At 39.2% G+C, this 12,777-nt stretch carries 13 protein-coding genes; 5 read left to right on the top strand and 8 right to left on the bottom strand.

The window, feature by feature from the left end:
* From QDI94_RS04550 to QDI94_RS04540, 3 genes are all read right to left on the bottom strand, one after another.
* Positions 1 to 912, bottom strand: coding sequence for an ABC transporter ATP-binding protein (locus QDI94_RS04550; protein ID WP_278867534.1), 912 nt, complete (start codon positions 910 to 912; stop codon positions 1 to 3).
* 115 nt (positions 913 to 1,027) lie between these two features.
* Positions 1,028 to 1,474, bottom strand: coding sequence for a DUF3021 family protein (locus tag QDI94_RS04545; protein WP_278867531.1), 447 nt, complete (start codon positions 1,472 to 1,474; stop codon positions 1,028 to 1,030).
* A 9-nt stretch (positions 1,475 to 1,483) separates the two neighbouring features.
* A complete protein-coding gene (locus QDI94_RS04540) occupies positions 1,484 to 1,924 on the bottom strand; it encodes a LytTR family DNA-binding domain-containing protein (RefSeq protein WP_278867528.1) in 441 nt (146 codons plus the stop codon).
* Between the two features lie 170 nt (positions 1,925 to 2,094).
* On the opposite strand from QDI94_RS04540, the gene QDI94_RS04535 reads away from it, so the two are divergent.
* From QDI94_RS04535 to tnpA, 3 genes are all read left to right on the top strand, one after another.
* The gene (locus QDI94_RS04535) at positions 2,095 to 2,613 is read left to right on the top strand and encodes a hypothetical protein (RefSeq protein ID WP_278867525.1); all 519 of its coding nucleotides are present in this window, start codon (positions 2,095 to 2,097) and stop codon (positions 2,611 to 2,613) included.
* 88 nt (positions 2,614 to 2,701) lie between these two features.
* Entirely contained in the window at positions 2,702 to 2,884 is a 183-nt protein-coding gene (locus QDI94_RS04530; protein WP_278867522.1) for a hypothetical protein, read from the top strand.
* Between the two features lie 244 nt (positions 2,885 to 3,128).
* Positions 3,129 to 3,590 carry an IS200/IS605 family transposase gene (gene tnpA / locus QDI94_RS04525; RefSeq protein WP_101105764.1) on the top strand — a complete coding sequence of 154 codons (462 nt, stop codon included), beginning with the start codon at positions 3,129 to 3,131 and terminating at the stop codon, positions 3,588 to 3,590.
* Positions 3,591 to 3,694: 104 nt separating this feature from the next.
* Here the strand turns inward: tnpA and QDI94_RS04520 are convergent, their stop codons facing one another.
* The 5 genes from QDI94_RS04520 to QDI94_RS04500 form a co-directional block, all read right to left on the bottom strand.
* Positions 3,695 to 5,872: a transglutaminaseTgpA domain-containing protein gene (locus QDI94_RS04520; protein ID WP_278867520.1), complete on the bottom strand. Its 2,178-nt coding sequence runs from the start codon at positions 5,870 to 5,872 to the stop codon at positions 3,695 to 3,697.
* Positions 5,869 to 6,831: a DUF58 domain-containing protein gene (locus QDI94_RS04515; protein ID WP_278867518.1), complete on the bottom strand. Its 963-nt coding sequence runs from the start codon at positions 6,829 to 6,831 to the stop codon at positions 5,869 to 5,871. Before QDI94_RS04515 ends, QDI94_RS04520 begins: the two co-directional genes overlap by 4 nt.
* Positions 6,832 to 6,833: 2 nt before the next feature.
* Entirely contained in the window at positions 6,834 to 7,760 is a 927-nt protein-coding gene (locus QDI94_RS04510) for an AAA family ATPase (RefSeq protein WP_278867489.1), read from the bottom strand.
* Between the two features lie 596 nt (positions 7,761 to 8,356).
* Complete coding sequence (locus tag QDI94_RS04505) at positions 8,357 to 9,205, bottom strand: HAD family hydrolase (protein ID WP_278475905.1); 849 nt, start codon at positions 9,203 to 9,205, stop codon at positions 8,357 to 8,359.
* A gap of 9 nt (positions 9,206 to 9,214) precedes the next feature.
* On the bottom strand, positions 9,215 to 10,231 hold the full coding sequence (locus QDI94_RS04500; protein ID WP_278867486.1) for a peptidylprolyl isomerase: 1,017 nt from the start codon (positions 10,229 to 10,231) through the stop codon (positions 9,215 to 9,217).
* 366 nt (positions 10,232 to 10,597) lie between these two features.
* Here QDI94_RS04500 and QDI94_RS04495 point away from each other — a divergent pair, with 366 nt between their 5' ends.
* Both QDI94_RS04495 and QDI94_RS04490 read left to right on the top strand, forming a co-directional pair.
* Entirely contained in the window at positions 10,598 to 11,524 is a 927-nt protein-coding gene (locus tag QDI94_RS04495) for a S1 RNA-binding domain-containing protein (protein WP_278418535.1), read from the top strand.
* A gap of 67 nt (positions 11,525 to 11,591) precedes the next feature.
* Positions 11,592 to 12,761, top strand: a complete 1,170-nt coding sequence (locus QDI94_RS04490; protein ID WP_278867483.1) for a DNA recombination protein RmuC — start codon at positions 11,592 to 11,594, stop codon at positions 12,759 to 12,761.
* Positions 12,762 to 12,777: the final 16 nt, after the last annotated feature.

Below are 12,777 nucleotides of genomic sequence, written 5' to 3'. Positions count from 1 at the left end.
TCAGTCACCCAGCCTTTTACCCGTTACGGTCAGAAACACATCGTCCATATTGCCTTTGATAATCTCAAAATCGACAATTTCAGTATGTTTGTTTGTGATTTCAAGAGCCTGTCTGCTGTTTTTGATTTTGATTTTATACGCATCTCCGACTCTTTCAAATTCGAGATTATCGGCCTTGAGAAGATTATCGTTTTCAGAATTTTCTTCCGTGTACCAAACAAGGCTGTTTGACGAATAATCTTTTTTGAGATTATGCGGAGAATCGTTGGCAACAATTTTGCCCGAATCAATAATCACCACATTGTCGCAGTCAACTGTTTCTTCCATATAGTGGGTTGTGAGGAATACCGTAAGTCCTGTTTCTTTGCGAAGATTGTGGATGATTTCCCACACCTGCAGCCTTGTTTTCGGGTCAAGTCCCGTTGTCGGTTCGTCAAGGAACAGGAGCTTAGGTCGGTTAATAAGCGCCCTTGCAATGTCAACCCGTCTGCGCTGGCCACCGCTCAATGTGCCGTATTTTCTTTTGAGAATTTCCGAAAGGTCAAAGGTTTGTGTAAGGCTCTCAATTCTTTTGGCGATTTCTTTTTTGTTGAGTCCGTAATATGACGCTCTCGATTCAAGATTTTCTTTAACGGTGAGCTGTTTGTCAAGTACAGAACCCTGAAAAACAATTCCGATAAGCTCCTTGATTTTGTTCTTTTCTTTGTCAAGGTCATATCCGCCGATTTTAACATTGCCCGATGTTTTTTCAAGCACCGTACAAAGAATGTTGATTGTGGTTGATTTGCCTGCACCGTTAATTCCGAGAAATGCGAAAAACGAACCTTCTTCAACCGTGAATGATATATCATTTACTGCGTGAACATCTTTATAATTCTTTACAAGATTTTTAACTTCGATTATGTTACTCATTAAAAATCCCCTCCTTCTGTCAACATAGTAGCACCTTGCAATTCAAAAGAAAAGCAATTTTAGCTGTGTTGCAAAAAGAGGGGAGTAAGTTGCAATTTTGTATGTCAAAATGCAGTTATTCGTCCTGATAATCCTCGTCAGCGTTAAATCTTTTGAGCGATTCATTAATTGACTTTGCCGTGTTTGTCCGTGTAATGTAGCTGAAAAGGAATGTCAACAGATACACGACGGTAACCATTGCAAAAACCAAAAGCGCCATAGGAAAATTCTTGTACCAACCAAGTAAAAATCCCTCGGTCATAACAATTGCCTGAATAAGGCAGAAATGAATGACAATTCGTATGCGTGCCTGCAGTTTGGTGGGTTCTTCTTTAAAGTAAAAAAGCAGACTCGGAATTGAAGTTACCGCACCTGTTCCCATTACAACCCACGGAAAATAGGGGGGATAGTATTCGATTAACGCAATTGAATTTGCAAGGCTTACAACAAAAAGCATTGCAACCGTGATTATGAAAAAGTCCTTTATGATTTCCTTTATAATTTCCTTTAAAGAATCATTCATAACAATACCTCACATTCCAAGCTTTTTCTTCAAGGTCGGCACATACTGCCTTGAAATAATTGCCGTTTCACCGTTCGCAAGCTTTGCCTCAAAACGGCTGTTGACAGACGGTGACACGGAACGGATTTTACCGATATTCAGTATCATCGACTTTGAACATCTGAAAAATTTTGTCCCTTTTAAAATTTCCTCAAGCTCATACAGCTTTTGTTTGGTTTCATAAATATTGTTTTTGCAGTATATAAAGGTTTTGTTGTCAACCGATTCTATGTAGAAAATTTCCTTTGTGTCAAGCTTGAACATCTCGCCGTCTTTTGATGCAAGAAGAAAACGTTTCTGCCCCTTAATGCTGTTTGCAAGCGACATAACCTCGTCGCTGATTTCATGACAGCAAATTATAATTTCTTCTCGTTCCTCAATTCCAACCTGACGGATTGTAACATTAAACATCGCATTCCCTCCGTTCATCAACCATTTTACCATATCAAAAAGAAAATTAACAGTACCGAACCCTAACTTGCAAAATTATGTCGGTAAATTACAATTTTTTGTTGACAAATAAAAATATTACTAATAGAATAATACTATTATTTATTATCTGATTTATTGGAGAGGTTTAAATGAGAGCGTTGACCTTTAAAGGATATCTTCTTTCACAACTACAGGAATTGTCGGGAGTGGGCGGAACATCGTTGTACTCGTTTTCAAAACTTGCCGAAAATAATTTTCGCCTTAAAGATGCTTTATGTCTTTATCTTATGATGTTTACCGATAAAAATTTAAAGAATAAACTTATTAAAAAGTACGACTATCTTAATGACGGTTGCGAAAAACTTTCGGGAATTACGGACAATAATGTTGGAAAATATGTTTCCGAAAAAGAATTAAGCGAGTACAAAACAATCTATGATAACTACCTTTACAGATTAAACAAACACAATAATGAAACAAAAATTAAAAATTTGATGTATAAAAAAATCTGTGAAGTTAAACAGCAAAAGTGTATTACAAACTACCGCATTTATAAGGAATTGAACCTTAATGCAGGTAATGTCAATTCTTTTCTCAAATACGGCAACACTGATAAATTGAGTGTTGAAACAGTAAGAAAAGTTCTTACATTTATTAATGAATATTAATAAAAATATATTGACAATATAATGTTGCAATGGTATAATCAGCTAAACAAAAATACTAACATTGTATTGCTTTTGAGAGGTGTTGTTTATGTTTTGGTTAGTTTTCTGGATTTTGGTGTGTGTTGCAATTCTTGCTTACGGAATTCGCAGAATGGCAAATCACGATTATCGTTTTGGCTCGGGACTTTTCAAGAGCAGTGACAGCAATCTTGACGAAAAGGACGAGTTTGTCGATAAGGATTATTATGACAAAGAGAATCTTTTTAAATAATATAAAGCAAAATCTAAGGCTCTTGAGTCGTTTTCAAGAGCCTTTTGTTGTGATACTAAGAACGAAAAACGCTCCCGCATTGAACGGGAGCGTTTCTTATTAATGGGTTTACCCAGTGCCACGCTTGCGTGGCACAAACAACCACCCGCTATGCGGGTGTGCATAAAAAGTTATACAAAAAAATCACCAATCGTATTACAATAAGAATGTTCAAGTCTATTGTAAAAAAAGAAAGGTGATTTTAATGGCAAATAAAACAAATAGTTTATCCCACACAAAATGGATGTGCAAATACCATGTAGTGTTTGTGCCAAAGTATAGAAGAAAAATAATATATGCACAGTATCGACAGAGTTTGCAAGACATAATAAGATTGTTATGTCAGTACAAAGGAGTGGAGATACTAGAGGGGCATATGATGATAGATCATGTACACTTGCTCTTAAGTATACCACCGAAGATGAGTGTGTCAAGTTTTATGGGATATTTAAAAGGAAAAAGTGCGTTAATGATGTTTGAGAAACACGCAAATCTGAAGTATAAGTTTGGAAATAGGCACTTTTGGGCAGAAGGATATTATGTGAGTACAGTAGGTCTAAATGAAGCAACCATAAGGAAATACATAGAAGACCAAGAAAAGCATGATATAGCACTAGATAAATTAAGTGTACGAGAATATGAAGACCCTTTTAAGGGTGGCGAGTAATACAAACACCCTTTAAGGGGTGGCGAAAGAGGCAAAGGCAATAGGCTTGAACCAAGTGAAAGCCAGCGTCTTGAGACGCTGGCCGGTAGCATGGGCTTATAGCCCTAGAGCAAACCACCCGTTGGACGGGTGGTTTTGATTTTTATCGCTTTTATGAACTTGTAATACGGCTTTTTGATGCGAGGGAGATTATTGTAAATTTCTTCAACGGAATTATAGTAAGCGTTTTCAATAATTTTCAGTTCATCATCGCTTATCGTGTGATTGCTGAACCTCGCCTTTTCATACACGGATTTCACTTCATCTGTAATCAGAAGATGCGAAATTTTCGTGAGATTTTTAAGTTCTTTATAAATGCAGATTGCCCTTTTATTGTTTCTTCCTGTTTCAAATCTTTGTTTTCTTTTTTTGATAATGATAATTCTTCTTGAGAAAATTGCGATTAAAGCAAGGGCAACAATTCCCAATGACATCATAGCGATTGTAAATCCGTTAAATTCAAATGAAGATTTAATGTCATTTTTCGGCTTTGTGCTGTGAGAAACCGTGCCGTTTGTCGGAGAAGTCGGTGCTGTTGTCGGTTCAACGGTTGTTGGCTGAGTTGTGTCAGTAATGCCACCGTTTGCTCTTTGAGAGCCGACATACCTTGCCGGCTGAAACGATGACGGTGTACATTCAAGCGGAATCCAACCCGCCGTATCGCTGTAATACTCAACCCATGCGTGAGCGTTATCGGTTGTTACGGTCACGGTTTGATTTGCGTATGCGGTTGCATAGTAGCCTGTAACATATCGTGCCGGAATCCCGAGTGTCCTCAGCATAAGCGTGCCGGCCGTGGCAAAATGAACGCAATATCCCGTGTCGCTCTCGTTGAGAAACCAAGTTGCAAAATCTTTGCCCGAAGGCATTTTCGGAGTTTTGAGTGAATAGGGTTTACTGCTTGAAATATAATTTTTTACCATTTCAATCTTTTCGGAAACGGTAAGCTCTGAGTCGAGAAAGCCCTCTTGGTCTGCAATTCTACGCAATTCAATTTGTGTTTTCCTCGGAATCTCAAGATATGTATCATACACAAATGCTTTGTAATTTTCCGCTTCGGTTGAATTATTGTATCTGTATGTGTTTTCGGCATAAAACGGATAGTGCGAATAATAAAATTCGTTTTTATCCGTATCGTTTTTTACGCACACATCGGCAACCGAATTGAGATTGTCGGGTAGACTTTCCAAAAAGTAGGGAACATAGGCAATCTTACTTTCATTCAGCATATGAACTCTTGTATCGGTTAAAGCATTGTTTCCGATTGTTGCCGTAAACGGTACGAAATCCTGCGGATATCTTGCGGCATCATTGTCGGAAATGATACTCCATATATTGTCCCTGTAGTCGGCATATGCTGCGCCTTTGAGATAAATATTACCGCCAACTGCCGAAGTTACCGTCATAACAGGTGTATGCGTCTGCGTCAGCGGAGAAATATCGTTGAGATTTTCTTTTTCTTCAAGTGAACCTTTGATTTCATTAAGGTTTTTTTCTGTGGAAGTTTTTCGTCCGTCATCAATATTAAAGCTGTTTTCAATGCTCTGCAAAAGGTTTTCCTGCCAGTCAAATCGCTCATATTTTTCAATCGGATTGAACGCAAGCAAAATTGTCATCACAACAAGCATTGTTCCGAATGAAATTGCCGCAATCACACCGCCCTGTGACGGTCTGAATTTGCGTGTGTTCTTTGAAATGTACAAGGCAATAAGACTTGCAATTGCAATAAAAAGACAAACGAGCGACGGAAGAGTGTTTACAAGAATGAAGCAGGGGACGAGCAGTACCATTGACAGCAATGACGGAATCAAAATACGCTTGTATCGTATCAGGCTGATTGTAAAAACAGCACTCAGTATTGCCGAAATAAACACAAAAAGTCCTGTTGCGCTTGTGCCGAGGGTATCTCCCAAAATGATTTTGTTCTGTACGGGAAGATACTGCGAAAGCGGTTTTAAAACCTGAGTAATAGCATAACTCAATTGCTCAAGTATGCTTTCAAGTGAAAACAGCAGAGTAAATACAAAAACAATCATAGTGATTGCTACGCTGATAAACAGTACACCCGACTTTTTGACAAGGGAGGCAAGCAATCCGTAAATTGTGCAGAAAATTGCCGTAGGAATTACTATGATGTACCATTCTGTTTTTATATCAAAAGAGGTGACAAGACAGTAAAACAGGCTTGAAATCAATGTTACGCAGAGAAGAATGTCAATCGTAAAGCTTGTTTTGTTTTTCACAACAAGTCAACCTCCTCACGATCGGCAAATATACTATAATGCTGAAAATCATTTGTGTCGGCAACAAAGTTGCTTTCCGTGTTTAGATAGAGTGCGGAAAAATAGTTTAATATATCGTTTTCGCATCTTATCTCGAAAGGATTGCCGTTCCTGTCGCATGCAAAGCAAATGCCTATGCTTTTAATCATATATCGGCAGACATACATCAGCTTTGCAAAAACAACATCATTTTCGTCTGCATTATCTCCGAAAAAAGGCATTATAAGACAGTTCTTAATTATCGGAACATTCGGTTCTTTCACAATCAAATCGTCACTTTTTGACGAAAGCTTCCAATGAACATTGCGCAGACTGTCACCGTGACGGTATTCACGAAGTTCATAAATTTCGCTGTTGCCGACAGGCTTAGGCTTGTATCCCGTAACCGTGAAATTACTGCTGTCGGGGATGATTTCCGGCTTTTGCGACTTTGGAAGAACACGAACAAAGCTGTGCTTTTTTATTCTAATCGGAATAAAAAATATACCAAGCATATCGTAAACTTTACCGTTTTTGCATACAATGTCAAGCTGTCCGCAATGCTGTGTAAGACTGTTGCATTGTCTGATTAATGGCTTTGTAAATGTACCCGAAAATCTGATTTTTATGTTCTTACAAAGATTAGTTGTAAGGTTGGTCGATTTTATGTTCAGCGTGAGCATAGGGCAGAAGAGCGGTTTCTTCTTCTTGCCTGATATTGCAATGTAAAAATCGTCTTTCACATAAACATTGTTTTTTGCAAAAATTTCAATGCCCGAACAAGCACTCCGTATCATAAAAGGCAGACTCAGCAAAAGCGAGATTATCGGAATTGAAACGACCGTCAGAAACAAGAACCACGAAAACCAAGCATAATAAAAAATGCTGAACAAAAATGTTCCTGTCAGCAGACAAAGATAAATTATTATGTTCCTTATCATTTTCAAGTCCTCGGCTTTGGAGTTTTTCTGAGAATTTCGTGCAGAATTTCTTCGCCGTTCTTTTTTGATGCAGAGGCTTTTGCATTGAGAATTATCCTGTGATTTACGGTGCAGACAAAAATATTCTGAACATCTCTCGGCACAATGTAATCTCTGCCCTCGGCAAATGCAACAGCCTTTGCCATATCGCTGAGCGAGAGCGTTGCTCTGGGACTTGCACCTCTTGAAAGCAACGGATGCTTTCTTGTTGCCGAAATGAGTGACACAATATATCTTGCCATATCGTCGCTGACAAAAACATTCTGAACCTCCGACTGCATATCAAGAAATTCATTTTTGGATACAATGCAGTTTACTGAGTTAAGGGGATTTTTACCGCTTCTGTTAAGCAGCATTTTACATTCCGCATCGCTGTCGGGATATCCCATTGAAAGCCTTACCGTGAATCGGTCAATCTGTGAATCAGGCAAAAGCTGTGTTCCCGACGCTCCTGTCGGGTTTTGCGTTGCGATAACAGAAAAAGGCTTTTCAAGCTTGAAAGTGCTGCCCTCAACCGTTACCTGCCGTTCTTCCATTGCTTCAAGCAAAGCCGCCTGTGTTCTGCTTGAAGTTCTGTTTAACTCGTCTGCAAGAAAAAGATTACAGAATACAGCGCCTTTGTTGAAAGTAAATTTTCCTGTATCCTTGTTATAGACCGCAAAGCCTGTGATATCTGACGGCAAGGTGTCTGGAGTGAACTGTACTCTGCCGTATTCAAGACCGAGCGCCTTTGAAAACGCAACCGCCATTGTTGTTTTTCCCACACCCGGAATATCCTCAATAAGAATGTTTCCGCCTGTGAGCAACGCAAGCAGAGTGGTGACAACCGCCCTGTCTTTACCGTTTATTACCTTTTTTACCTCATTGGTTATAAGTTGAAATTTATTCATTATTTGTTCCTTTGTGTTAAAATTTGTTGCTATATTTTTTATACAATAATTGAATCTGAGCAACGCTCTCTTTAAATTATATTTGATTTGCTTTTTTATTGCAAGTCTTTTTCGTAAAATACAGACCAACTTCAGATGTGAAGATATGTTTTTAGGTTATGCAGAATATATGCAAAAAAACGGCAGTCCGTAAAGAACTGCCGTCTGAAAATTAAATTGACAAATAAGAATTAAACTGTTAGAATAAAACCGTGATACCTGCATTAAACGGTAGGCGGTTTCTCCTCACAAGAGGAGGTGATAACCATGACAATTTCCGATGTATGTTTACTCGGCACTTTAATCGTCAGCGTTATCGCTCTTTGTTACCAAGTTTTCGGTAACAAAAAATGACTTCTTTTTAGTACATAGCAATATGTACACTTAAATAAAAAAGAAACTAACCGCCCAAAATTCTCCCAACGGCGGTTAGCTTCTAACCAATACAGTGGAGAACCCGCTTATCGCAGGTATCTCCTTTTCTATAATTATATTATACCAAATAAATAAAAATGTCAAGCATCGTTTTGATACTTGACTTTTTTATTCAACCGAAATTATCTTCCGAGAATTTCTTTTTTCTGCTCATGGTTTTCATCGTACAAAAGACCGCAGACAGCCATTTTTCTGATGATATTTTTAACGGTGAGGTCAAGACCTGTGTTTTCCGAGTAGTCGGCAGGATAGATAAAATCAACCCTGTCTTTCATCAGCAAATCTTCAACCTTGCTGTCTTTTTTCTGATAAACTGCAATTGAATATCCGCCATAGGCCTTCATCATTTTCATACACGGAACATCCGAAAGACCGTCGCCTATGTAAATCATATTGCAGAATGGAACCCGTTTGCTGTCCTCAGGCATTGAACGGTTGAGGTCAATATCATTCGCAACATCAAGAACACCCTTGTTTATTCTGTAAACAAACTGCGTTTTATTGGTGTAATTTACATCTGTTTTAGGCCATACGGCGTTGCCGCTCTCATCGTAAAGAAACTCACACGCAAAAATACTTTTGAAGTTTTTGCTGATTTCCGTTCCCTCAATAATTTCTTTCATACCGGAAGAAATAACATAATGTTCAACCTGCATTCCAAGATTTTTGCCGAAGTCGGAAATCCTCTTGAACCAATCCTTTACGCCCTCAAAAAATTCAACATTCGCACCCATTTCAACAAGGTCATTTCGCAGAAGCGGAATATCCTTTTCTCGGGACATTCTCACCATGGCATACATATACGCAAGAATTGAGTCCATATGCTCGTTTTGACCGAGTTCGTTTGAAAACCTCCAGAACTCATCCTCGGTCATATTAAGACGTGGGATAAAGCTGTAATCCTGCATATCCTTTGTGCAAAGGGTACGGTCAAAGTCGTACATAATCGCTACAACAGGCATTTTCTCCATAATTTCTCCTTATCCGACTGTAGTCGGCTGCGTAACGCCCTCGGCAGATGTTGAAGCTGCCTGAGTTGTCGATTTCTCCTTGTACTGTGTAATCTTAACGCTTTTTATAACAATGTTTTTAACAGGAATACCGTCCTTGTCAACTTTTGCAGACGCAATTTTGTCAACAACATCCATTCCGTCAATTACCTGTGCGAAAACTGTGTATCCTCTGTCAACGGCATTGTATGCACCGTCAAGATAAGGGTTACCACCGTTTTCTTCGTACAATTTCTTTACGCTGTCGGGAACGCTGTCTGTGTCATAGCATTTTGTACTGTTTTTCTCAATAAATGCACTGAGCAGGTTTGAATCTTTGTAGTTTGCAAGCTGAGTTTTAATTGTGTCCCACTGACTTGTAAGTTTTTTCCAAACACCTTCATTTTTATAAGCTTCCGCAGTTTTTTGATTGATAAAGAAAGTACTTTCATTTTTATCAGCACCTGTGTTTGACATTGCAACCGCACCTCTGATATTAAAGAGCTTGTCGCAAAATTCATCTTCAAAAACATCACCGTATGAGCTTGTGCCGCAGTAACCGCCGTTAATCATAAAGTCCTTTGTTACCTTGCTGAAAAGCGAGTTGTTATACTTTCCTGCTTTTGCAAGATTTACAAAATTAGTAACAGTTTTTGGAGCCTGCTCGGGGAAAAGCCGCATTGTAATGTCACCGTATGAGGTGTGAACAACTGCGATTGTATCGCCGTCCTTCGGCATATCAAGCTGGAAGCCTACAGGGTTTGAATCGTGAATAATGTTCGGGTTGATGCCGAGAGTAGCGGTGTCTATGCCGATGCTTTCAAGATAATTCTGTGCGGTAGGCTCATCGGCAGTGCTGACAGCCGCAGTAGTTGCGGGAACCGTTTCATCCGGTGTCTGCGAGTTTTCAATCTGTTTATCACCGCAACCCGAAAATGCCAACGCAGAAGCACACATAATTGACGCAACCGATACGGCACATATTTTTTTAAGACTGTAAGTATTCATAGGTTTGTTTCCTTCCTGTCAAGCCATATAGCTATGATACATAACCTCGGCTCTTCTAATCTGGATCTAAAACACACATTATTTTACCGCAGTCACAATTTGAATTACGGTAAAATTACCCATCGAAAATTTTGCGGAGCAAAATTTGAGGGGATATAAAAGCACTCAACAAAAGCTTAGATTTCATCACACTTTTCGTGTCTATTATACCATAAATGAAATAAAAATGCAAGTTTACCGCATTTTATGAAGGAAAGCGTTGCAAATGCAAATAAAATTCTCAGGTGAAAAATTTTATCCGTGTAATAAGATGCAAAAAAACTTCATATGATTTTTTGTAAACCTAAATATAACGGAGGCTTTAAAATGTCAGAATATTTACCCGAAGGAAAACTTATATCCGAACAGGAAAACATAAATATAATTCATTCTCTGAAATTGCTTGAAGAGGCAAAAAACAGTGAAAAAATACTTGAGGCAAAGGCAATTGTTTGTGACAGCAGTCACAATCTTATTGTTGACCTTGGGGGCATCAAGGGCATAATTCCGAGGGAAGAGGGGGTAATCGGAATAAAAGACGGCTCGGTTCGTGACATTGCCGTAATTTCAAGAGTAAACCGTCCCATTTGTTTTGTGGTTACCGACATAACCGAAGCCCCGAACGGAGAACCTGTTGTTATGCTTTCAAGGGAAAAGGCTCAACGCAAGTGCCTTGACGCGTATATTTCAGGCTTGCGCTGCGGAGATATTGTGCCTGCCCGTATAACTCATCTTGAAAGTTTCGGCGCATTTGCCGACATCGGCTGCGGAATTATTGCATTGATGCCGATTGATACAATTTCGGTTTCAAGAATTGAGCATCCCCGTGAGCGGTTTACTGTTGGGATGGATATTAAGGCTGTAATAAAATCAATTGAAAACGGCAGAATCAGCTTGAGTCATAAAGAGCTTCTCGGAACATGGGAGGAAAATGCCGAAAAGTTTTGTGCCGGAGAAACCGTGTCCGGAATTGTTCGCAGCGTTGAAAATTATGGTGCTTTTGTTGAGCTTTCACCAAACCTTGCAGGTCTTGCAGAAACAAAAGAGGGCGTTTGTGTGGGAGATCAGGTAAGCGTTTACATAAAAAGCATCATTCCCGAAAAGATGAAAATAAAACTGATAATAATAGATGTTTTTGATTATAAATACAATCCCACATCTCCTGAATACTACTGCGGCAGTGACCATATTGACCGCTTTGTTTACTCACCCGAAAACTGTAAAAAGCGTGTTGAAACATTATTTAAACCGTGAGTTGACAGAAAAACTCCCGAATGATATTATTTAACTGTAAATCGAATTATTGTTCGGGAGGTTAAAAATGCAATTTACAACAGCGGAAATAATTTTGCTTTTACTGTGCTTAATAACGCTTACAGTCAGCATCATTACATTGATAACAGTTTTCAAAAAGAACAGTAACAATAAGGCGGAAGATGAGCTTCAAAAAATATTGCTCAATCAGCAGAGCTTTGCACAGTCACAAAATGACAGAGCGGTTCAGCTTGAACAAAGACTTCACAGCTTTTCGTCAGGCAACGCTCAGAGCCTTGAAAATATCAGACGCTCGGTTGATGAAAAGCTTGAAAGTATAAGACGGGAAAATCTCCGTCAGCTTGATGAAATGCGACAGACAGTTGATGAAAAGTTTCAAAAAACACTTGAGGAAAAAATGAATAAATCATTTTCTCTTGTCAACGAAAGACTTGAACAGGTTTATAAGGGACTCGGCGAAATGCAAACGCTTGCGGTAGGCGTGGGCGATTTGAAAAAGGTTCTTTCAAATGTCAAAACAAGGGGCATACTCGGCGAAATTCAGCTTGGCGCAATTCTCTCCGAAATTCTTTCAAAGGAGCAGTATGAGGAAAATATTGCAACAAAAAAAGGCTCAAAAAATGTTGTTGAGTTTGCAATCAAACTGCCCTCTGACGGTGCCGGCACAGTGTATCTGCCGATTGACTCAAAATTTCCGGGCGATACATATTCTGCTCTCCGTGATGCGGTTGAAAGCGGTGACAGGCAAAGCATTGAATCGGCAAGAAAAGCACTTGTTCAGCGTATAAAGAGCGAGGCAAAGGATATTCACGATAAGTACATTGATCCGCCGAACACAACGGAATTTGCAATTATGTTTCTTCCTTTTGAGGGGCTTTACAGCGAGGTTGTCAATATGGGACTTGTTGAAGTCCTTCAGCGTGAGTATAAGGTGAATATTGCAGGTCCGAGTACAATGGCGGCTCTGCTCAATTCGTTGCAAATGGGATTCAAAACCCTTGCCGTTCAGAAGAGAAGTGCAGAGGTTTGGAAAATACTCGGCAGTGTAAAGACCGAATTTGACAAGTTCAATGATGTGCTTGTAATGACACAGCAAAGACTCGATCAGGCAAACAAGGAACTCGATAAGCTTGTAGGTGTTCGTACCCGTCAAATTCAGCGTCAGCTTAAAGATGTTGAATCGGTCAGCCTGTCGGAACAGAATCTTTTTGAATAAGCAAAAATTAAGGCGA

Origin of the sequence: Ruminococcus bromii (genome assembly GCF_928721825.1) — a bacterium.
Taxonomy (GTDB): domain Bacteria; phylum Bacillota; class Clostridia; order Oscillospirales; family Acutalibacteraceae; genus Ruminococcoides; species Ruminococcoides bromii.
Note: the sequence above shows the minus strand (reverse complement) of the source record. Positions and strands in the feature narration are given on the sequence as shown.